The organism is Hippea alviniae EP5-r, from assembly GCF_000420385.1.
Lineage (GTDB): Bacteria > Campylobacterota_A > Desulfurellia > Desulfurellales > Hippeaceae > Hippea > Hippea alviniae.
In genome coordinates this window covers 522,682-544,826 of sequence record NZ_ATUV01000001.1, presented here as the reverse complement: position 1 = coordinate 544,826, position 22,145 = coordinate 522,682, and the positions used below count along the sequence as shown (strand labels likewise).

General features: G+C 37.3%; 22 protein-coding genes. 20 read left to right on the top strand and 2 right to left on the bottom strand.

All coding sequences use genetic code 11. From position 1 onward, the window contains the following. The first annotated feature begins 43 nt into the window (after positions 1–43). Genes G415_RS0102905 through G415_RS0102885 form a run of 5 tightly spaced genes read left to right on the top strand, consistent with a single transcriptional unit; the run spans position 44 to position 7,830 of the window. Complete coding sequence (locus tag G415_RS0102905; RefSeq protein WP_022670088.1) at positions 44–856, top strand: DsbA family protein; 813 nt, start codon at positions 44–46, stop codon at positions 854–856. Then, positions 853–3,945 carry an AsmA-like C-terminal domain-containing protein gene (locus tag G415_RS0102900; RefSeq protein WP_022670087.1) on the top strand — a complete coding sequence of 1,031 codons (3,093 nt, stop codon included), beginning with the start codon at positions 853–855 and terminating at the stop codon, positions 3,943–3,945. The genes G415_RS0102905 and G415_RS0102900 overlap by 4 nt, the downstream gene beginning before the upstream one ends. Beyond that, the gene (locus G415_RS0102895; RefSeq protein WP_022670086.1) at positions 3,946–6,366 is read left to right on the top strand and encodes a homocysteine S-methyltransferase family protein; all 2,421 of its coding nucleotides are present in this window, start codon (positions 3,946–3,948) and stop codon (positions 6,364–6,366) included. Beyond that, positions 6,359–7,513, top strand: a complete 1,155-nt coding sequence (locus tag G415_RS0102890; protein ID WP_022670085.1) for a sigma-54-dependent transcriptional regulator — start codon at positions 6,359–6,361, stop codon at positions 7,511–7,513. The genes G415_RS0102895 and G415_RS0102890 overlap by 8 nt, the downstream gene beginning before the upstream one ends. Next, positions 7,510–7,830 carry a DMT family transporter gene (locus tag G415_RS0102885; protein ID WP_022670084.1) on the top strand — a complete coding sequence of 107 codons (321 nt, stop codon included), beginning with the start codon at positions 7,510–7,512 and terminating at the stop codon, positions 7,828–7,830. The genes G415_RS0102890 and G415_RS0102885 overlap by 4 nt, the downstream gene beginning before the upstream one ends. 28 nt (positions 7,831–7,858) lie before the next feature. Here G415_RS0102885 and G415_RS0102880 read toward each other — a convergent pair whose 3' ends face one another. Beyond that, a complete protein-coding gene (locus G415_RS0102880; protein WP_022670083.1) occupies positions 7,859–8,281 on the bottom strand; it encodes an FKBP-type peptidyl-prolyl cis-trans isomerase in 423 nt (140 codons plus the stop codon). A gap of 149 nt (positions 8,282–8,430) precedes the next feature. On the opposite strand from G415_RS0102880, the gene G415_RS0102875 reads away from it, so the two are divergent. Together G415_RS0102875 and brnA are read left to right on the top strand one after the other, a co-directional pair. Then, positions 8,431–9,018, top strand: a complete 588-nt coding sequence (locus G415_RS0102875; protein ID WP_022669862.1) for a hypothetical protein — start codon at positions 8,431–8,433, stop codon at positions 9,016–9,018. 246 nt (positions 9,019–9,264) lie between these two features. After that, positions 9,265–9,513, top strand: a complete 249-nt coding sequence (brnA, locus tag G415_RS0102870) for a type II toxin-antitoxin system BrnA family antitoxin (protein WP_022670082.1) — start codon at positions 9,265–9,267, stop codon at positions 9,511–9,513. Positions 9,514–9,597: 84 nt separating this feature from the next. Here the strand turns inward: brnA and G415_RS0102865 are convergent, their stop codons facing one another. Beyond that, entirely contained in the window at positions 9,598–10,671 is a 1,074-nt protein-coding gene (locus tag G415_RS0102865; protein WP_022670081.1) for an ATP-binding protein, read from the bottom strand. Positions 10,672–10,737: 66 nt separating this feature from the next. Here G415_RS0102865 and G415_RS10440 point away from each other — a divergent pair, with 66 nt between their 5' ends. The 13 genes from G415_RS10440 to G415_RS0102800 are packed head-to-tail and all read left to right on the top strand — an operon-like array spanning position 10,738 to position 22,145. Next, complete coding sequence (locus tag G415_RS10440; RefSeq protein ID WP_026939541.1) at positions 10,738–12,015, top strand: ATPase domain-containing protein; 1,278 nt, start codon at positions 10,738–10,740, stop codon at positions 12,013–12,015. Further along, positions 12,012–12,827, top strand: coding sequence for a 3-deoxy-8-phosphooctulonate synthase (kdsA, locus tag G415_RS0102855; RefSeq protein WP_337587580.1), 816 nt, complete (start codon positions 12,012–12,014; stop codon positions 12,825–12,827). The genes G415_RS10440 and kdsA overlap by 4 nt, the downstream gene beginning before the upstream one ends. Beyond that, the gene (locus tag G415_RS0102850; protein ID WP_022670079.1) at positions 12,811–13,851 is read left to right on the top strand and encodes an LptF/LptG family permease; all 1,041 of its coding nucleotides are present in this window, start codon (positions 12,811–12,813) and stop codon (positions 13,849–13,851) included. The genes kdsA and G415_RS0102850 overlap by 17 nt, the downstream gene beginning before the upstream one ends. Positions 13,852–13,858: 7 nt before the next feature. Continuing rightward, positions 13,859–14,671 carry a pyruvate, water dikinase regulatory protein gene (locus G415_RS0102845; protein WP_051129532.1) on the top strand — a complete coding sequence of 271 codons (813 nt, stop codon included), beginning with the start codon at positions 13,859–13,861 and terminating at the stop codon, positions 14,669–14,671. Between the two features lie 22 nt (positions 14,672–14,693). Continuing rightward, positions 14,694–15,185, top strand: coding sequence for a hypothetical protein (locus tag G415_RS0102840; RefSeq protein WP_026939539.1), 492 nt, complete (start codon positions 14,694–14,696; stop codon positions 15,183–15,185). A gap of 2 nt (positions 15,186–15,187) precedes the next feature. Next, positions 15,188–15,559, top strand: a complete 372-nt coding sequence (locus G415_RS0102835) for a hypothetical protein (RefSeq protein WP_022670077.1) — start codon at positions 15,188–15,190, stop codon at positions 15,557–15,559. A gap of 2 nt (positions 15,560–15,561) precedes the next feature. Beyond that, positions 15,562–16,617, top strand: a complete 1,056-nt coding sequence (locus G415_RS0102830) for an AI-2E family transporter (RefSeq protein ID WP_022670076.1) — start codon at positions 15,562–15,564, stop codon at positions 16,615–16,617. Continuing rightward, positions 16,617–17,612: a phosphoribosylformylglycinamidine cyclo-ligase gene (purM, locus tag G415_RS0102825; RefSeq protein ID WP_026939538.1), complete on the top strand. Its 996-nt coding sequence runs from the start codon at positions 16,617–16,619 to the stop codon at positions 17,610–17,612. Before G415_RS0102830 ends, purM begins: the two co-directional genes overlap by 1 nt. Next, on the top strand, positions 17,605–18,273 hold the full coding sequence (gene purN, locus G415_RS0102820) for a phosphoribosylglycinamide formyltransferase (protein WP_022670074.1): 669 nt from the start codon (positions 17,605–17,607) through the stop codon (positions 18,271–18,273). Before purM ends, purN begins: the two co-directional genes overlap by 8 nt. After that, positions 18,263–19,690 (top strand): Asp-tRNA(Asn)/Glu-tRNA(Gln) amidotransferase subunit GatB, encoded by a 1,428-nt coding sequence (gene gatB, locus G415_RS0102815; protein WP_022670073.1) that lies wholly within the window; start codon positions 18,263–18,265, stop codon positions 19,688–19,690. The genes purN and gatB overlap by 11 nt, the downstream gene beginning before the upstream one ends. Next, entirely contained in the window at positions 19,687–20,964 is a 1,278-nt protein-coding gene (locus G415_RS0102810) for a dihydroorotase (protein WP_022670072.1), read from the top strand. Before gatB ends, G415_RS0102810 begins: the two co-directional genes overlap by 4 nt. A 2-nt stretch (positions 20,965–20,966) precedes the next feature. Beyond that, positions 20,967–21,794 (top strand): acetyl-CoA carboxylase, carboxyltransferase subunit beta, encoded by an 828-nt coding sequence (gene accD, locus G415_RS0102805; protein ID WP_022670071.1) that lies wholly within the window; start codon positions 20,967–20,969, stop codon positions 21,792–21,794. Further along, the gene (locus tag G415_RS0102800) at positions 21,795–22,145 is read left to right on the top strand and encodes a hypothetical protein (RefSeq protein WP_022670070.1); all 351 of its coding nucleotides are present in this window, start codon (positions 21,795–21,797) and stop codon (positions 22,143–22,145) included.

Sequence of the window (22,145 nt, the reverse complement as noted above, 5' to 3'; positions counted from 1 at the left end):
AAAACTATATAATTAAGTTAAATAAGGAAAAAGGAGGAAAGGGATGAGAGCAAAACTGCTCATTGCTGGTCTGTCCATAGCATTCATGAGTTCAACGGCATTTGCTTCAAAAACGCCGTATGATGAGATATTAAAGAAGATGATACCACCAAACATTAATTACACCGTAAAAGTTGAGAAAAATAGCAAGATAAAAGGTTTCAACCAACTCAATGTAGCCATAGAAAACAAGAAGTTTGGAGTAATAGTCCACAGATATCTATGGATATCAAAAGACAAAAAAGAGATAATTCCTGTTCTGCTTACATACGAGAATGGAAAGCTAAAAAGGATTGAGCCCAAAAAACAGATAGAGAGAGTAAAGGTTGACCTTAAATGGTTAAAGGAACTTCTAAAAGAGCTTCCCGAAAGTGCAAAAAAATCATATGGAAAAGGGACAGATGTCTATATGTTTAGCGACCCGTTATGCCCATTTTGTAAAAGACAACTGCCACAACTTGTAAAACTTGCCGAAGAAGGCAAAATAAAACTCCACATACTCCCATTTGATGTTCACGGCAAAAAGGCAAATGAAGCTTCCGCCATCTTTTTAGACATAGAGAAAAAAGAGGGCTTAAAAGCTGCTATAGATAAGGTTGAGAGTGCAAGCTTTAAAGATGTTGAGAACATCATCAAAAACACAAAAAATCTAAAAGAACTAAAAAAGAAATACTCCCCAATTATCGATAAAATAGCAAAAGCGGCAATACAACACGGCATAAACGGAACACCTGCAACAGTCGTCATGTATTCAGACGGCAAAGGTTATATGCTTATGGGATTAAGCAATGTAGATAAGTTTATTAAGAAGAAATGAAAAAAGCGCTAAAGTATTCAGGAATTCTTTTAGCCATCATACTTGTTGCAAGTGTGGTGGCTATTTTTTTTACATGGAGAAGCATAAATGCAAACAGCATACTAAACATAATTGCACAAAAAAGGGTTTTACTTAAAAAAAACGGTATAAGCACAAAGATAACAGAACTAAAAGTCTATAAAGACTTTCCAACATTAACAATACAGGCAAAATCAATCCAGATAAACTCAAAAAAAGCAGATGCAGACATAAAAAACACCCAAATAGTCCTACCTATTCTAAAAATTGCAGTCTCAAAGATATTTGGCAAAACCTACATAGGCAAACTAACCAGCGATGCAATCTTTGTAAACATAAAACCAGAAAAACAGTCAAACAAAAAGCCATTTAACTTCAAAGAGATAGAATTACCCATAATACCCATCGATATAGAGACAAAATTCATAAGCATAAATGGTTTCAACATAAAAGCTAAAGGAAAACTCAAAGAAAACTATAAACTTGTAAGCAATTCAAATATAACAACATTTGAAGGAGAGATAAACAACACAGCTGTCCAACTTATTCTAAAAACAGGCAAAAAACATTTAACCCTAACGGCAACAGCAAACTATTTAACACTCAAAAATGCCAAAGCTAATCTCCCAAAAGTCTATCTATACTATTCAACAGACGGCCTTTTAAAAGCAAAAATAGAAGCAGAAAAGTTAATCCTGAAGCAGTTCTCCATAGATAAACCCAATTTAGAAGCAGTCTTAAACCTAAACAGATTGCCGATTATAACCGTCAAAAATCTAAATTTAGACTCAAGCAACGGCTTTAAAGTGAGTTTAAAAGGCAGTATAAACACAAAAAATCTTAAAGAGTCAAACATAGAAGCAGACATAAGCAGCGGTTATTTAGACATAGGCAGGTTTAATATCCCTAACAACATAAAGGATTACATAATCGCAGGTAAAATACGATTATCAGACATTAAAATCATAGGCAAACCATCTTTAGAATCTGTAAAAAACGGCAGAATGTACGCAAAATCCGTAAGATTCAGGATTGACAAAAAAAGCCCGTTTTTTCTTGTAAAAAGGGCAGAGATAAAAATAACGCCAACATTTATAAAAGCCGAAGCAAAGGGCTCTTTTGACAAGATAAAAACGCCTATCTCAACCTTTATAGTTTACAGGAAAAAGGGTTTTCCATGCGACATGCACCTAAACTTCTATGGAGAAGCAAGCGAGTTTGTAAGAATTTTCTTAGAAGAAAATATATTCTCAAAAGAAGACCTGATGGTTTTAGGAAAAACAAGGGAGCTATCAGGCAGTGTTGAAGCAAAAATAGATGTTTATGGATACAGATGGGCAGCAAAACCATACTTTAACTTCACAGTAAACATCTTCTCAAAAGGCATAACATTTAAAAACCCAAACATACCAAACGAGTATGTGAAGGCATACGGCAACCTTATCATAAAAAGGATTGTGAAGCAATCTAAGGTAAGCTCAGTGTTTATAATGTTTAAAAACTTCAAAGCAACAACAGAAAATTCAACTGTAAAAACCAAAAATTTAAAATTAATCATTAAACCAAAGCTTGCGTTTTACGGAGATTACGACATCTCTTTATCAAAAGAAGATTTGGAAGATTTACAAAAAAGGCTATTAGGCCTTAAGGAAATATTCACCGCCAAAAGGGTAATCCTAAAGGGAAATCTAAAAGGAAGAAAGGACAGTCTAAACATAAGAACATCTGCAACGGTAAAAACAGAAAACAGACAGATAGACGCAAGTTTTAAGGCTTTCTTAAACTATCCAACTATCGATATATACAATCTAAAGCTAAAGGGTATAGGAAACTTAACGCTTTCTGGAGAGATTGACTTAAAGAAAGAGAAGATACTGCTTGCAGAAGCCAAAGCAAAAAATTTAGATATAGATTCATTAAAAGAGTTTGTCCATATACCAAAAGAGATAGGCGGCAAAATCACAGGAGCGGTAAACTTTAAAATAAAAAACTCAAAGCCAATCTTCAAAAACGGCAATCTGTTAATAGAAAACGGCAGAATAGGAGCAATCAAAGATATAAATGCGATAATCTCGCTAAAGAATGAAAATCTAACCCTAAAAGGTGCAACATTCGACATTCTATCAAACAGGATAACAGCAAAAGGTTCATTCAATACACTCTCAAACCATATAAAACTCAAGCTGTTTGCAGATAATTTCACACTTGACTTTGACAAAATTAAACCATCAAAGGAGAAGAAACCATCATACAGCTTCAAAATCCCACCTTACGGCTTGGACATCTCTGCTTCAATAAACAACCTAACAGTAAAAAACAAAGAGATGGTAATACCTATCGGCTCAACTAAGATAGATATTTTAAACAACACCGACATTCTAAAAGCAAGCTTATCTTCCAAAAAAACGATAATAAAGATAAATTACACAAAAAAAAGAAACAAAACGCTTCTGTATGTAAGGGATAGGGCAATCTGGAATGCTATAACAAAATGCAACAACAAAAACCTTTTGATGCTTATCAAGGGAACATTTTTCAACAAAAAGAAAGACCTTTTTGATTTAAGCACGATTTATGGGGATTTGATATTCACAGCAAAAGACGGATGCTTCAACAAAACACCTTCAGCTATAAAGATATTCTCAATTCTCAATCCATTTGAAAGCTTCACCAAAGGCATGGTTAAATCAAGAATAGATTACTCAGAATTTCACGGCAATCTAAAATTAAAAAGCGGTATAATAGAAGCAGAAGAGAACGACCCGATAATGATTAAAGGCAATCTCAACATATTCGCATACGGCAAATACGAGATATTAAAAAGCAGAATAGACGCATACATAACATTCATAACATTCTCTGCCATCAACAAGACCATCTCAAGCATTCCTGTAATTGGATGGATAATAGGTGGCAAAGAGAAAAGTTTTACAGGGCTATCCTTCCATGTAAAAGGCAATATAAATGACCCAAAAATTAAACCGATACCGTTTAAAAATCTTGCAAAAGGTGTGCTTGGTGTTGTAAAAAGAACACTCATGATACCGCTTAAGATTTTTGGGGTGAAGTAAATGAGAAACTTTAGAGAAGAGCTCGGCAAGAAAATCCTGATACTCGACGGTGCAATGGGCACCCAGCTTCAGGAAAAAAACATTCTAAAAACCGGAGATTGTCCGGATTATTTAAACATAACGCATCCTAAGGAGATAGCAGAGATTCACAAGGCATACCTTGATGCAGGTGCAGACATAATCGTAACAAACACATTTGGCGCAAACCCTATAAAGCTTGCAGAGTTCGGCCTTGAAAAGGAAGTGTATAAGATAAATTACGAAGCTGTAAAACTCGCAAAAGAAGTTGTGAAAGATAAAGGCTTTGTCTCTTTATCCGTAGGCCCAACGGGTAAGTTTATAGAACCAGTAGGAGAAGCAGAGTTCGACTACATCAAAGAGATATTCAAACAACAGATAAAACCGGCCGTCGATGCCGATGTTGATTTGTTTTCTCTTGAAACATTTATGGACATAAAAGAACTAAAAGCCGCAATAATTGCAATCAGAGAGCTTACGGACAAGCCAATCATAGCAATGATGACATTTGCAGAAGACGGAAGAACAATACTCGGCACATCACCCGAAGTGTTCGCAAAGACAATTGAGTGCATGGATGTTGATGTTATTGGTGCAAACTGTTCAGTAGGCCCAGATCTTTTAAACGAGTTTGTTAAAAAGATGGCAAAAGTTACAGAGATGCCGCTAATTATTCAGCCAAACGCAGGCATACCAAGACTCGTTGACGGAAAAACGATATTCCCTGTAGGCCCTGAAGAGTTTGCAAGCTATACAGACGATTTCGAAGAGTATGCCGCAATCGTTGCAGGCTGCTGCGGAACATCTCCAGAACACATAAAACTGCTTGCCAAAAAGCTAAAAGACAAGCCAGTCAAAAAAAGAAAAATAGAGCCATCAACTGTGCTCACAAGCAGAACAGAGCTTGTTGAGTTCGGCTATGGAAGGCCGTTTCTGTTTATCGGCGAAAGGCTCAATCCAACAGGCAAAAAACATCTAAAAGAGCAGTTAAAGGAAGGAAAAACAGGCCTTTACAGAAAAGAAGCGATACAGCAGGTTGAACACGGAGCAAAGGCACTCGATATCAATGTTGGCGTCCCGATGATAGACGAACCCGCTATGATGAAAAAATGCGTCTTGGCTGTTGAGAGTGTCGTCTCTGTGCCGCTTGTAATAGACTCATCAAACATAGACGCTTTAGAAGAAGGCCTAAAAGCAGCAGACGGTAAGGTGTTGATAAATTCTGTAAATGGCTCTAAGGAAAGCATGGACAGAATCCTGCCTTTGGCAAAAAAATATGGAGCGGCTGTTTTAGCGCTTCTGCTTGATGAGACAGGCATACCAGAGACTGCCGAAGAGAGAGTAAAAATCCTGGAAAGAATTGTAAAAAAGGCAGAAGAATACGGTATAAGAAAAGAAGACATAGTTGCTGATGCTTTAGCCTTAACAGTCGGAAGCGACAAAAAAAGGGCACTCGAAACCCTAAGGGCAATAAAACTCATTAAAGAGAGATACGGCATAACAACCGTGCTTGGCTTGAGCAATGTCTCGTTTGGCTTACCAAACAGAAAATTGATAAACGCATCATACATGGCAATGGCTATATACAACGGACTTGATAGTGCAATCGTTAATCCTTATGACGAGTTGCTCTGGCAGATAAAATACGCAAGCGATTTAATCGTTGATAGAGACAAAGATGCATCAATATACATAAACAATTCAGCTGATATTACACTCTCCAACCAAACTCAAAAAAAAAGTAAATTAGAGCTGATAAGCTCGCCATTTGAAAAGGGCAGTCTTGAAGATAAGCTGTTTATGTGCGTCATAGAAGGCAACGAAGAAGAGATTGAAGGATTTACAAAAGAGATGCTAAAGAACAAAGAGCCACTTGCAATAAGCAACGAGATTCTAATACCCGCCTTAGATGTTGTGGGCAAGCTTTACGATAAGGGCATATACTTTCTGCCGCAGATGATAAAATCGGCAAATGCGATGAAAAAGGCGTTTAATATCCTAAAGGAAGAGATAAAGAAAAAGGCAACAAAACAGAAAACAGGCAAAACAATCGTCATGGCAACAGTCAAAGGAGACATACACGACATAGGCAAAAACATCGTATCGCTTCTATTTGAAACAAACGGCTTTAATGTGATAGATTTGGGCAAAAATGTTGACGACGAGACGATTCTTAAAGCGATAGAAGAGTATCATGCAGATGCCGTTGGTTTATCGGCTCTTATGACAACAACGATGATAAATATGAAAAATGTGATAGATAAGATAAAAATGAAGGGGCTTAAAGTTAAAATAATGGTTGGTGGCGCCGCTGTTACAGAAGATTTTGCCAAAAAGATTGGCGCAGATATGTATGCAAAAGATGCAATAGAAGCTGTAAGGTTGGCAAAGGAACATGTATAGGGTTTTAGTTGTTGATGATGACGAGCAGATGAGAGTGGCTTTGTCTGCCACATTGAAACACCTAAATTACGACGCAAAAGTGGCAAAAGACGCAAAAGAAGCGCTAAAAATACTAAAAAAAGAGAAGTTTGATGTTATATTGAGCGATTTGAAGATGCCCAAGATGGACGGCGTTGAGTTTTTAAAGGAAGTAAGAAAGTTGGGTATCTCATCGCCATTTATTATGATAACAGCATTTGGCGATGTGAAAACTGCCGTTGAGACGATGAAGCTTGGAGCGTTTGATTTCATATTAAAACCATTTTCACAACAGGCTCTAAAGAAGGTGTTAGACCTTGCCATATCCCACAGTTCTATTCAACCAGAAACCGAAATAAACCAAGATTCAGAAACTGAAGAGTTCATATTCACAAGCCCAAAGATGCAAAACATAGTAAAACTTGCTCAAAAGGTGGCAAAAACAGACGCAACGGTGCTTTTAATAGGCGAAAGCGGAACGGGAAAGGAAGTTTTAGCAAGATACATTCACTCATTAAGCAGAAGGTCTAAGGGTAAGTTTGTCGCTGTAAACTGCGCTGCTATCCCATCAAACCTGCTTGAAAGCGAGATGTTCGGATACGAAAAGGGAGCGTTCAGCGGAGCAGTAAAATCCCACCCGGGCAAGTTTGAGCAGGCAAACAAGGGCACAATTCTGCTTGATGAGATAAGCGAGATGCCGCTTGAACTTCAGGCAAAACTATTGCGTGTAATTCAGGAGAAAACCATAGACAGAATAGGCTCAACCGAATCAATAAGCGTTGATGTTAGAATAATCTGCACAACAAACAGAAACATAGAAGAAGAAGTAAAAAAGGGCAACTTTAGGGAAGATTTGTATTACAGAATAAGCGTATTTCCAATAAAAATACCGCCATTAAAAGAGAGAAAAGAAGAGATAATCCCATTGGCTGAGCTGTTTTTAAAGAAGTTCTCAGCAAAATTTAAGAAAAATATCACACAGATTTCAGAAGATGCAAAAGAGTTGCTTTTGAATTATCCGTGGCATGGCAATGTCAGAGAGCTTCAAAATGTGATAGAAAGAGCTGTTGTCTTATGCGAAGGAGACACAATTACAAAAGATGACATATTTTTGCACAATTTAGAATGAGTGGGTGGATTTATCTATTTATAGCCATACTACTTGAAGTTAGTGGAACAACATGCATGAAGCTATCAGAAGGGTTTTCACACATTCTGCCTTCTGTTTTGCTGTTTGTATTCTATATAGCAAGCTTCTATTTTATGACGCTTGCATTAAAAACGATTGATGTTAGTGTTGCCTATGCCGTCTGGTCGGGTGTTGGAATAGCACTTATAACACTTATAGGCTTCTTCTTTTTCAAAGAGAGCTTAAACTTTATAAAAATCTTATCGCTTCTGCTTATAGTTATCGGGATAATAGGCTTACATCTGCAGGCAAAATAGAGCAGGGCAGAGTATCTGCCCTGTAAAATCAGCTAACCTTTACTATCTCAACATCAAAGATAAGGTCTTTACCAGCCAATGGATGGTTAAAATCTATCGTTATCGTATCTTCTTCAACTTCAATAATCGTAACAGGAATATTTGCCGTCTGTGTCTGAGCTAAAAGCTGCATGCCCACTTTTGGCTCAATCTCTGGTGGCAGCTGGTCTTTAGAAACCTTCTGGACAGCTTCAGGGTTTCTTTGCCCATAAGCATCTTCTGCCTTTACAACAACCTGTTTTTTCTCGCCTTCTTCCATTCCTTCGAGCTCTCTCTCAAGCGCAGGAATAATGCTTCCTTCTCCAAAAACAAACTCAAGCGGCTCTTTGCCTTCACTTGAGTCAAAGATTGTCCCGTCGTCCAGTCTTCCAACATAATGCATCTGGACGGTCTTTCCACTCTCGACTTTCATCAAAAATCCTCCAAAAAACTAAATTAAATAATTATCTCACAACAGCAGATAAAAAGCAAGTTTTTGTTCTGCGAAATTAGTCAATTTTCCCTTGACATCACCCCCCGAGTTAGAATGCCAAAAAATAATTAAGGGAGAAGGAGAGAAAGATGAAAAAGGAAAGGAGAAGTTCTTTTTCATTTGCAGGGAAGAAGTTGTTGTTTTCTGTCTCTGTTGTTGCAGTGTTAGGAATTGGTGTATCAAAGGCTAATGCAGGAGACATTTATGCAGTTTTTCCTAATGGAAAAAAGGTAGATGTTTCTAAAATTGTTAAAAATTACACAGCAGAAGTAGATATGCCAACTTTTGTTTACATGTCAAATTATGACGGTAAAGATATTAGGGAGTTTAATGAAAAATTTGGAGATTTAGGAAATCCATTTATTTTTGGTATAGATTCATACTTTGGTGGTGTAACTTACAACCAAAATGCAATTAATAAGATTGTATTCTGTGGTGGTGCAAATTGTTACTTTGTAAAAGATGGAAAAGTTATAAATAAAAATTACCCAAGAATGTTTGAGAATTCTGTTTTAGGTTACATTATAGACAATGGTAATAAAGACATGAACTTAAAACCATTAACAGATGTATTATTTAGATTTGTTCAAAACCACCAATACGGCGGTGGAGGAGTAGGTACTAATAAGTTCCTCTTCTTCCGCAAGTTCCTCCTCTGGTTCTGCTGGCGGAAGTAGTGGCGGAAGTTCTGGTGGAGGAGTATCTGGTGGTCATGAATAAATTTTATATATTTTTATTCTTATATTATGTATTTACTTTTATTATGTATTTACTTTTTAATAGTTATAAAATATGTCGTCTTTCCAATGCGGGAGTGTGAAGGTGAGTATCCAAGCTCACCACTCCTGCTTTTTTAACCTATCTTCTTGGTCACTTATTTTCTTATTACCTGAAAATAATACTCTTGTAATGGGAAGCAATCTATGAAAAAAATATTAACAAAAGAGTTTGATGAGATGTTTGATAAAGGTGAAGACATATCAGATTATTTAGACATTTCCAATGCAATACCCGCAAAACAACTAAAAGAGAGTTTGAAAACCAAAAGGGTCAATGTGGACTTTCCCGTTTATATCGTCAACAAATTAGACTTAGAAGCAAAGAAAATAGGCGTAACAAGACAGTCTTTAATAAAGATGTGGATAGCCGAGAAGCTATCTGAAACCAAATAACTTTCCTATCCTGAAGGCTTCTTTTTTGTCTTCTCCAATTTTATCTCTTTCTCTTTAAAACTTCACAGATATCTTTTTTATCGCCTAAAGCTTTAGCTTCTCCATCCCTTTCTCATAAATCCTGCTATTTCCTTTAACTTCCAATGTAAGCGGGTCATAAAAGAGTATCTCTTTTTCAGCGTAAAAATTTATAATCTTCTTCACCTGCGTTGGTAATTCTTCTTTTGCTATAAATCTGCCGTTTTTTACTATCTCTTTTGCTATCTCTTTAAATATCTTTCTTTTGTTGAAGTCTTCTTCGTTTGTGAGTAAGTCAACCATCTCAGTATATGCCAAAAACGCCCTATGCTCTAAATACTCTTTCAATGTCTTAAACTCTTTCTTCTCAAACATCATTCTTTGTATATCTGGAATACAACCACCAAGATAGTCATAGATAAGATTTATCTCTTCTTCTGTGTATCCTTCAGAACTTAACCACTCTACAACTATACTCTTATCAAGATGGTCAACCTTGAAGAATTTACTTGTCTTCTTCAATTTTGCATCATTATAAATCCTATCTATAAACACAGTGTTTGAGCTTAGGATAACAACATGAGACAGATGAGTCTCTTTTGTTAGTCTCACACAGAAGTTTAGAAACTCTTTGAGCAGTTCTCTATCTCCGTTTATGTATATATCTTCAAGTGTTTGAATTTCGTCAATGATGATTATAGGTTGTCTGTTTTTCTTTGTTCTGTTTTGTATCTCTTCCATTAGAACTTTGAATAAGTCTTTCTCTTTGTTTTTTACTTCATTTAGCAGTTCTGCTTTTATGTTGAATACTCCAATGTTGAAGCTTGCTGAGAGTTTCTCTTCTTTCTTGCCTTCCTTTTGTGGTGTAAGTATGGCTTCAAGGAAACTGTTGTAATTGCTTACCAAATATCCTCTTAGGTTTATATACTTCACCCACCAATTACCTTTGGGTTTTAAGTTCTCAAAATCTTCAAACAGCTCCTTTTCAACGACATACTCAATGAGTGTTGTTTTGCCTGAAGATTTTGGGCCATAAACCCAAAGGATTAACTCTGGTAATTGATTGAACCAGTCAAGGAAGAAGTTTATCTCTTTATCTCTATCTATGAGTTTTTTGTTTCTGAAGGTTCTTGTGTTCATGGGTTGCTCCTTTAGTGTTTTTATTTTATAGTTTATAATTTTTTCTGATTTTTGTAAAATTGTAATATGAAAAAAAGCAAAGTCTCTTATATTTGTAAAAATTGTGGATATACTTCTGCTAAATGGATGGGCAGGTGTCCAAACTGTGGCGAGTGGGGAACATTTGAAGAAATCTCAAATACGCCAACTGCAAAAAGCATCTCTCACAAAAAGCCTGTTAAATTAGCAACCGTAGAATCTTTACAAAGCGAGTTGAAATTCAACGGTGAGTTTTCAAAGATATTCCTAAGAAAACTTACAAAAGGTGGTGTGTATCTAATCTCGGGCACGCCGGGTGTCGGAAAATCCACATTCCTTCTTCAACTTGCAAAAGACATATCAAACTCAAAAAACAGGGTTATCTATATATCCGCAGAAGAGTCTCTATCCCAGATTGCTCAGCGTGCAAAGAGATTATCAGCAGAAGATATAGAAGCTATAACAACAAACAAAATTGACGAGATAGTCTCTCTGATCGAGAGCGAAAAGCCCGATGTGGCAATTATCGACTCCATACATACGGTTTTTGACGACAGCTTAGACTATGTAATTGGTGGAATACAGCAGGTCAAACACTGCTCAGAAAAGCTAATAGATGCAGCAAAAAGACTATCCGTTGCAATATTTGTTGTTGCTCATATAACAAAGGGTGGCGTTATTGCAGGGCCAAAAACACTTGAGCATATGGTTGATGTCGTTTTAATGATGGAAGGTGATAAAAACACCAATTTAAGGGTGTTGAAGTTTACAAAAAACAGGTTTGGGCCTACAGATGAAGCCTTGATTCTTGAGATGAGAGAAGATGGCTTAAAAGAAGTTAAAGACCCGACACTTAAATTTGTCAAGATAGAAAAGCCTGTTGATGGTGTTGCATACGGTGCCGTTTTGGAAGGCAGAATCCCTATAGTGCTTGAAGTTGAAGCTTTATGTGTTGAAACGCCTTTGGGTATTCCACGCAGGGTCTCTGTCGGGTTTGACTTAAATAGACTCCACATGCTGCTTGCCGTTTTAGAGAAGAGATTGAACATGCCGCTTTTTAAATACGATGTATATGTAAATGTGGCTGGCGGCATAAAGGCATCTTCAACGCTGTTTGATGCTGCTGTCTGCTGTGCAGTTATCTCTTCGTTTAAAAGAAGGGCTTTAAAAGAGAAAACCGTTGTTCTCTCAGAAGTCGACTTATCAGGCAATCTCAGACTCTTTGAAAAAGACATAAGTGTCATACAAAAACTTGAAGAGTTGGGCTTTAATGTTTTTAGTGCCTTAAATGTTAAAAATATCAAGGGTCTTTACGAGATGATATAGCTTGTGGTATTATCAAAGGTATGAATAAGCATTTCTTTATTGCAGGTCCTTGCGTTATAGAAAACGAAAAAATAACGCTATATACCGCTGAAAAGCTAAAGGAAATATCAGAGAGATTTAAAATAAAGATTATATTCAAATCTTCCTTTGATAAAGCCAATAGAACTTCTATCGACTCATTCAGAGGTCCCGGCATAGAGAAAGGTCTAAATATTCTAAAAAAGGTAAAAGAAAGCTTTGGTTTTCAAATAATAACGGATATACACATACCTGCTCAGGCTAAAACAGTTGCAGAGATAGTCGATGTTATTCAGATTCCAGCCTTCTTATGCAGACAGACAGATATGATTGTTGAAGCAGCAAAAAACAGCAAAATTGTAAATATAAAAAAGGGTCAATTTATGGCACCGTGGGATATGAAACATGCTGTTCAAAAAGCCAAAAAAACCAAACAATGTGAAGTTTGGCTAACAGAAAGAGGCGTTAGCTTCGGATATAATAACTTAGTTGTGGATTTCAGGTCTTTAAGGATAATGAGAGAATTTGCAGATAGAGTGATATACGATGTTACACACTCAATGCAGATGCCTTCTGCTTCAAATGTCAGCGGCGGAACAAAGCAGTATGCTAAATGGCTTGCCTTTGCTGCAGCAAGCGTCGGTGTTGATGGCCTGTTTCTTGAAGTCCATCCAAAACCCGAAGATGCTCTATCTGATGCTTCTGTGATGCTCTCGCTTGAAGAGTTTGAAGAAATCATACCTGTGATTCTGAATCACTGGGAAATAACAGATTCCTATGAAAAAAATTCATAAATACATAACAAAAAACTTCCTGCTGGTTTTTTTAATATCCTTGTTATTCAGCTCTCTTCTGTTTATCCTTTCTGATTTTTTTGGCTCCTTGTCGCTTATCTTAAAAAACGATGTGTCGCTTAAATACATTGCAGAGTATTATATATTTTTCTTGCCTTATGTTGTTTATCTCAGTATGCCGTTAATATTCGGACTTTCAGCCTTAATAAGCTTAGGCTATTTATCAATGAGAAACGAGATAATCGTCATGCGTTCAAGCGGTTTAAGTATATTCAAAATTGCTATGCCAATCCTGTTGCTCTCATTTCTCGTCGGATTAATTATGTTCGTTGGCAAAGAGAAACTGGTTAATTACGGGCTTCAACGCTCTTCCTTTATAAGACACTATTACTTCAAAAACAAAAAGAGTATCGAGTGGATAAAGGTTTCAGATTATTTTATAAAGGTTGGAGATATAAACATTCAAAACAGGTCTGCTTTTGACATCACGGCATACAAGGTGAAAAAGGATTTTAGCGGCGTTTCAGAGATACTCAAGTGCAGCAAGTTAACAATAAAAAGAAAAAGCATTAAGTTGCATGAGTGCTTAAGGATTGAGCTTCCTTCGATGACAGAAAATAGCATAAAAAGCAAAAAGATAGACTTTAAAGGCGACTTTTATTCTCTGCTCTCATTATCAAAGTTCAAAGAGCCTTCTTTCTCATATCTTATAAAAAAACTCAAACAGAAAAAGGATATGGATTATTACCTTTCGATGGTTACTTTTAGGGTTGTCTATCCATTGTCTTGTTTTATCTTAACGCTTCTGTCTTTTGTGTTTGTTCTAAGAATAACTCCAAGAAAGAGCGGCTTTATAAGGAATGTGTTTGTTGGTGGCATAGTCTTTCTTGTGTATATTGGCGGATTTGAGATGATTAGCTCGATGGGAAAATACTCAATGGTCAATCCAATAATCTCTATTGTTGTTTTTGTGCTTTTCTGGGTGGCTTTTTCATTGTATAATCTTTTAAAATTGGGTATTTGAGGTGTCTATGGAAGAGAAATTTATTTACATAATATCGGATGGAACGGGTGAGACAGCGTCAAAAATAGTTAGAGCCTTTTTAGTTCAATTTAGAAATGTAAATGTAAGGCAGAGAAAATTCATAGAGATAAGAGAAAAAGAGCAGATAGATGAGATACTGCAAAAGGCACTTTATGAAAAACCGCTCATTGTAAGCACAATAGCAGATAAAAACTTGAGAGACTATGCAAACGAAGTCTTCTCAAAAAATGGCTTAATGGTAATTGATATATTCGGATACTTTATTGGACAGTTTGAGCAGTTCTTTGGCCAGAAGGCAAGGAATGTCTCAGGACTTTTACATAAGATAAGCGACCAGTATTTTGAGAAGGTTAAAGCAATAGAATACACAGTTGAACATGATGACAACAGAAGCGTAAGAAACTTAGATGAAGCAGACATCATACTTGTCGGACTTTCAAGAACAAGCAAAACACCTTTAAGCATATACCTTGCACAAGAAGGTGGATATAAGGTTGCAAATTTTGCTATAGTTAAGGGCGAGAAGTTGCCTGATGCTCTTTTTAAGGTTGACCAGAACAAGATTGTTGGTTTAACTATAGACCCGATGAGACTGTATGAGATAAGAAAGCAGAGAGCTAAGAAGTTGGGTATAGAAAACTCATCGTATGCTTCTTTGAGCCGTATATACGAAGAAGTGGAGTATGCAAACTCGTTGTTTAGGCAACATCCAAAGTGGCTTGTGATAGATGTAACAAACAGGTCTGTTGAAGAGTCGGCAAGTGAAATAGTATCAAAACTGTTTGGAAGAAAATTATAACTGTTTAAGGAGGTTTTTAAAAATGGAGAATTTAGCTGCTATCTCTCTGGTAGTAATTGCACTTGTGTATGCAGGATTGGCTTTAGGTGGTCTTGTGGGCATTGTAATTTTAATCAAACTCTACGGCGACCTTAAAAAGAAGGTCGAAGAGCTAAAAAAACAGGTCGAACCGTATCAGTCAAAAGTAGATGATATGCTCTATAAAGTTCAACAGATGGTGGACATAGCTGAAGGCCTTGCAAACGATGTGAAAGAGCTCTCTTCTAAAGCAAAAGAGACGGGTATTGAAGTGATGGATAAGGCAAAAGAGACTTCCTTCGAAGTTATGGATAAGACAAAGATGTCTGTTAACGAAATCTCTTCTCTCGTTGTAGATACAAAGAAAAGGGTTGAAAATCATACCAATTATGTATTTGACAGAATCAAATCGATTGAAGAGAAATTGGATGATGTTTATGCATTTCTGGTTGGAATTACAAAATTCACATCTAAATTCTTTAAAAAGGAGGCATAATTATGCTTAAAAAAATCTTAGCTGTCGGAGTGATAGCATCCGTAGGTGTTGCAGCTTACCTTGCAAGCAAGAAGGTTGATTCTGAAAAGATTTCTGACTTAAAGGAAAAACTCCCAAAAATAGAAACAGGAAAAGTAAAAGAGAATATATTCAAGCAAAAAGAAGAAGTTGAAGAGAGAATAACTCAGCTTGCAACAAAGATAGCAGACACAGCAAAAGAGTTGATAGAAAAAGGCTCAGAGCTTGCAAACGACAAAAAGCAGGCTCTTGTTGAACTTATAGAAGATGCCAAAAAAGCCATACAGGAAGAAAGAGAAAGATTAAAAGAGATTAGGGCAAGGCTCGACAACCCAGAAGATGAAGAGGTCATTTAACCTTGACAAAAAGCCACTCTGGTCTGTTTGAGTATTTTATATTCTTAGTGTTTCTCATAGGCGGAGTATATCTTTTATTTTTCAAGCTTACATTTATCACAATCATCGTCTTTTTATCTTATCTTATAGCTCAGATATCTTATCCGTTTGAAAATATGCTTTTAAAATTCAAGATTCCACGCTGGATTACAGGCCTTTTAGTATTGAGTATAATTATGGGCGGCATGGCTTTAATCTTCATCATAGCCGTGCCAGCCCTTATCAACCAGATAGCAGGCATAGAAAAACAGATACCAGACCTAATAAACGGTATAAACAGAGAGATAGGAAAACTCTATGCCTATTTAGGTTCAAAACTGGCTCACAACAAAGAGATTTACATGATAACAAACAGTGCGCTTGAGTCAGTCAAAGGTTATTTAGTCTCGTTTGCTGTAAACTCCGTCACAGGACTCCTAAAGGGCGTATCTGCGCTTGCTGTATTCCTTCTTATGCCCATTATCTCGTTTTTTATGATTATATACAGGGATAAATACAAAGCCATTGTAAGAAGCATCATCCTAACCGTTCTTGGAGAAGATTATCTCTCCGTCTTTCAGGACATACACAATGTGATAATCGGATACATAGTTGGGTTGCTTATTCTAATGATAGTCGTATCCGCACTAAGCGTTGCGGGATTGTATGTTGTTGGCGTTGATTATGCTCTGCTTTTTGGCGTCTTGGGTGGTGTGCTTTACATTATTCCGTATCTTGGAGCGATAATAAGCTTTATCCCACCAATAATAGTCGCACTCGTTGTTCATCACAGTTTTCTTATGAGCGTTGAAGTGTTGGTTGTTCTTCTGTTTATTCACTTTATCTCTGGCAACATCATAGCACCGTATATATACTCAAAACAGCTTGAACTTGACCCATTAGCTGTATTGCTTGCAATCCTATTTTTTGGTAAGCTCTTAGGCGTGTGGGGTGTGATTTTATCTGTGCCGTTGTTGGGCATTATTGTTGTGAGCTATGAAAAACTCGTGCCAATTCTCATAAAAAGGAGAAGCATGTGATAGATTACAAGTCTGCAGGCGTTGACATAGACAAAGGCAACAGGTTTGCCAAAAAGATAAAAGAGCTGGTTGAAGTTTTGCCAAAAGATGGCATCATCTCTTCGATTGGCGGATTCTCTTCACTGTTTGAGTTAAACAAGTTCGGCTGTGATATTGTGCTTTCGTCTGCCACAGACGGCGTTGGAACAAAACTAAAAGTCGCCCAAATGGCTGGCATCCACAATACTGTCGGCATAGACCTTGTTGCAATGAATGTTAACGATATAATCACAAGCGGCACAATGCCCTTGTTCTTTTTGGATTATATAGCCTACTCTGAATTAGAAGATAATGTGCTTGTTGATATAGTAAAAGGCATTGTTGATGGTTTAAAAGAGTCAAACTGCGCACTGGTTGGTGGTGAAACAGCTCAGATGCCTTCGATGTATGAGAAGTGTGAATACGACCTTGCCGGTTTTTGTGTCGGAATTGGCAAAAAAGAAGAGCTTTTGCCCAAAAAATTGGAAGATGGAATGGCAATTTTAGGTTTTGAATCGAGCGGTTTTCACTCAAACGGATACTCACTTTTGAGAAAACTCTTTTTTGAGATTGGTGGATACAAGATTGACAGTCTCGTTTTGGGCAAAAGCGTTGCTGAGATTCTGCTTAAACCCACGCGTATTTATGTAAAACTCTTTGAAAAGATAAAACCATTCGTCAAGGCTTGCATCCACATAACAGGTGGCGGTTTTTATGACAATATACCGCGTGTTTTGAATAATAAGTTCGATGCAGTAATAGAAAAGAATAGCTTGCCAAAGGTTGATATTTTTGAGTTTGTAAAGGAACTTGGAAAGATAGACGAACATGAGATGTATAGAACATTCAACATGGGCATAGGTTTTGTCGTAATAGTTGACGAAAAAGATATTGCAAATATAGAAAATGTTGCAGGTGAGAAATTTTACAAAATAGGTTATATCACAAAGGGTAAAGGAGAAGTAAAAATTGTATAGGTTAGGCGTTCTTCTCTCAGGCAGGGGCTCAAACTTCAAAAACATTCTCAACTCAATAAAATCTGGATTTATCAAGAATGCTGAAATCGTTGTTGTAATAAGCAACAAAGCAGATGCAAATGGACTCAACATAGCAAAAGAGAACAAGATCGACGCATACTTCATCGACCCAAACGGCAAAAACAGGGAAGATTACGATAAAGAAGTCGTTGCAAAACTAAAAGATTACAGAGTTGATTTTGTTATACTCGCAGGCTATATGAGAATTCTTTCAAGCTATTTCATTAGAAGCTTTGAAAATAGGATACTAAACATACATCCTGCTCTTCTACCTTCGTTTAAAGGACTTCACGCCCAAATGCAGGCTTTAAAGAAGGGTGTTAAATTTGCAGGTGCAACGGTGCACTTTGTTACAGAAGAGTTAGACGATGGACCCATCATTGTTCAATCTATTGTTCCCGTATTTGACAACGATGATGAAGAGTCTCTAAGTGCAAGAATCCTAAAAACAGAGCATAAAATATACCCTTTAGCTGTAAAGCTATTATGCGAAGATAAACTTTTAGTCGAAAATGGCAGGGTTAAAATAAAGAATGCAGAAGTGCCTGATGAGAACTTTTTTATAACCAATCCGTTAATTGGGGGCGAAGATGGAATATGAAGCTGTCATAGGTTTAGAAGTTCACATACAACTTCTAACAAAAACAAAGATTTTCTGTTCATGCTCAACGGACTTTGGAGCACCACCAAACACCCATGTCTGTCCTGTCTGTTTGGGTATGCCGGGTGTTTTACCTGTTTTAAACAAGCAGGTTGTTGAGTTCGCTATAAAGCTTGGTCTTGCTCTAAACTGCAAGATAAACAGATTCTCAAGATTTGCAAGGAAAAATTACTTCTATCCAGACTTACCAAAAGGATACCAGATATCACAATACGAGCTGCCCATTCTCGAAGGCGGGTATGTTGAGATATTCGTTGATGGTGAATATAAGCAGATTGGTCTTGAAAGAATACACATGGAAGAAGATGCAGGAAAAACAATACACAAGCCAGATGGCAGTTATGTCGATTTAAACAGGGCAGGTGTTCCGCTGCTTGAAATAGTATCTTTACCAGTGATGCACTCACCAAAAGAAGCTGGTGAATACTTACGCTCACTAAGGAGAATTGTCAGATACTTAGGCATCTGTGATGGCAACATGGAAGAAGGCTCACTAAGGTGCGATGCCAATGTCTCTGTAAGACCTAAAGGTGAAACAAAACTCGGCACAAAGACAGAGCTTAAAAATATGAACTCATTTAAACATGTCGAAAAGGCGCTCGAATATGAGATAGAACGACAGATAGAAGTACTTGAAGATGGTGGCAAGATTATTCAGGAAACACGACTGTGGGACGAAAACAAGGGTATAACAAAACCAATGAGAAGCAAAGAAGAAGCTTTTGAATATAGATACTTCCCAGACCCAGACCTTGTGCCGATTTTGATAGACGACAACTGGATAGAGAAGGTTAAAAAGGACTTACCAGAGCTCCCAAAGGATAAGCTTAACAGATTTATAAAAGATTATGGTATAAAAGAAGAAGACGCGAGGGTTTTAGTTGAAGAGAAGGAGCTTGCAGACTATTTTGAAAAGGCAACAGAAGGATATAATAACCCTCAAACTATAGCAAACTGGATATTGAGCGAGCTTTTAGGCTATCTAAACAGGGACAACAAAGAGATAAAACAGACACTAATCAAACCAGAACAGATAAAAAAACTTGTTGAACTCATAGATAAAGGCACAATCAGTGGCAAGATAGCAAAAAGCGTATTCAAAGAGATGTATGAGACAGGCAAAGAGCCAGAAGAGATAGTAAAAGAGAAAGGACTTATCCAGATAACAGACAAGGGTGAACTTAAAAAGATTGTTGATGAGATAATAGCAGCCAACCCAAAGGCAGTTGAACAGTATAAGTCCGGCAAGAAAAACACGATTGGATTCTTTGTTGGTCAGGTTATGAAGAGAACGAAGGGTAAGGCCAATCCAAAAATAGTAAACGAGATACTAATAGAAAAACTGGGGGAAGTATGAGAACAGTAATAAGAAATGCTTATGTAATAGCACCAGCAAATAACTTTGAAGGTTTTGCCGACATCTCAATTGTTGATGGCAAGATTGAGTCTGTTGGCGATGTTGTTGGTGTATCGATTGATGAAGAGATTGATGCAACTGGCCTGATTGCTGCACCGGGTTTTGTTGATATACACGCACACCTAAGAGACCCAGGCCAAACGCACAAAGAGACCATAGAGACAGGCCTTAAAGCAGCCAATAAAGGTGGATTTACGACGGTCTGCTGCATGCCCAATACAACGCCAACAATAGACAATGTCCAGACAGTTGAGTATATAAAAAGAAAAGCAGAAAAATTAGATATTTGCGATTTGTATCCGATAGGAACAATCACAAAGTCTGAATTAGGCGAAGAGCTAAGTGACATGATAAGTTTGAAAGAAGCAGGCTGTGTTGCGTTTTCAGACGACGGCAGACCTGTGATGAATGCTGAAATCTTAAGAAAAGCTCTGATATACGCTGAAGATTTGGGTGTTGTGCTTACGCTTCACGAAGAAGATTTAAACATCTCTGGCGATGGTGTTGTAAACGATGGCAAAATCGCTTTTGAGCTTGGTTTGAAAGGCATACCCAATGTGTCTGAGTCTTCAATTATTGCAAGGGATGTTGAGATAGCAAAAAGCACAAATGCACGAATGCATATATGTCATGTAAGCACAAGGGAATCTGTAGAAGTTCTAAAAAGGGCAAAACTCGACTCATCAAATATTACATTTGAAGTTACACCACACCATCTATCCCTTACAGATGAAGAGATAAAAGATTACAACACATTTGCTAAAGTCAATCCGCCATTAAGGTCTTTTGAAGATGTTGAAGCCATACACTCAGCATTTGCATCTGGCATTGTTGATGCAATAGCAACAGACCATGCACCGCACGATGAAGATTCAAAACGCTGCACGATGCAGAAAGCAGCATTCGGAATAAGCGGGTTTGAGACGGCATTTGCTGTTGTGAATACCTATCTTGTTGAGAAGGGTATTGTATCTTTGGCTGATGCCATTACACTAATGACTGTAAAACCAGCAAGATTGTTTAATTTGGATGCTGGAACACTCGACGAAGGCAAAAATGCCAACATTGTTCTGATTGATAAGAATACAGAGTGGGTTGTCGATAGATTTAAGTTTATATCGAAAGGCAAAAACACGCCATTTCACGGAAAAAAACTAAAAGGGAAGGTTGTAAAGACATTTTACAAAGGAAGGGTTGTATATAAGGGAGACTAAAAATGGGTTTGTTTAGAAGAAAAAAGAAAAAGGAAGACAAGAAGTGGATTCAATGCAAGAAGTGTAATGAGACATTCTATGTTGAAGAGCTTGAGAAGAACTTCTGGGTCTGTCCAAACTGCGGCAATTATTTTAGGATCTCTGCCAGAAACAGAATAAAGATAACAGCAGATGAAGGAACATTTAAAGAGTTTGACTCAAAGATAACAACAAAAGACCCGCTGAACTTTGTTGACCTTAAACCTTACAAAGATAGACTCAAAGAAGCCATAGAAAAAAGCGGCCAGAAGGAAGCCGTTATAAACGGTGTATGCACAATTGATGGTGAACCGTGTGTTTTAAGCGTTATGGACTTCTCGTTTCTTGGCGGCTCAATGGGATATGCAACGGGTGAAAAAATCATAAGGGCGATAGAAAAGGCGATAAAGCTAAAGATAGGACTTGTTATCATCAGTGCATCTGGTGGTGCAAGGATGCAGGAAGGTATACTCTCTCTGATGCAGATGGAAAGAACAGCTGCAGCTTTGAGTTTCTTAGGAAAACAGGGCTTACCTTACATATCCGTTCTAACAGACCCGACAACGGGCGGCGTTGCTGCAAGCTTCTCTATGCTCGGTGATGTAATAATAGCAGAACCAAACGCACTCATAGGTTTTGCAGGGCCACGAGTTATCGAGCAGACAATAGGACACGGCTTACCAGAAGGATTCCAAAGGTCTGAGTTTTTGCTCGAAAAGGGATTTGTGGATATAGTTGTTGAACGAAAGGAGATTCCAAAATACATAGGCAAGTTTTTAAGGTATTTTTCAAACAATGTGAAAAAGAGATAGATGGACGAGTATGACGAGCTGTCTATTTACAAAGTAAGACAGACGCCAGAAGTAAAAGAGATAGAAGTATTTAAAAAGTTTCAACAGAAACAAAACAGCGGCCAAGAGAAGCAGAAGAAAGAGAAGAAAAAAGACAACTTCAAGGAAGAGTTCTTAAAGCGGTTTGGACTTGATGAAGAGAAGTTCTCGATTAATTTGATAAAACGGGAAGGCAGGTGGATGATTGAGATATGCCACAAAGGAAGTGGCAGATGCGTTTATCAGGATTATGAGACGGTCTGCAGCATACTCAACAGAGCCTGCAGGCTGCCTGATAATCTTGTAGGATATAATGTTAACCTAAAGGCTTAA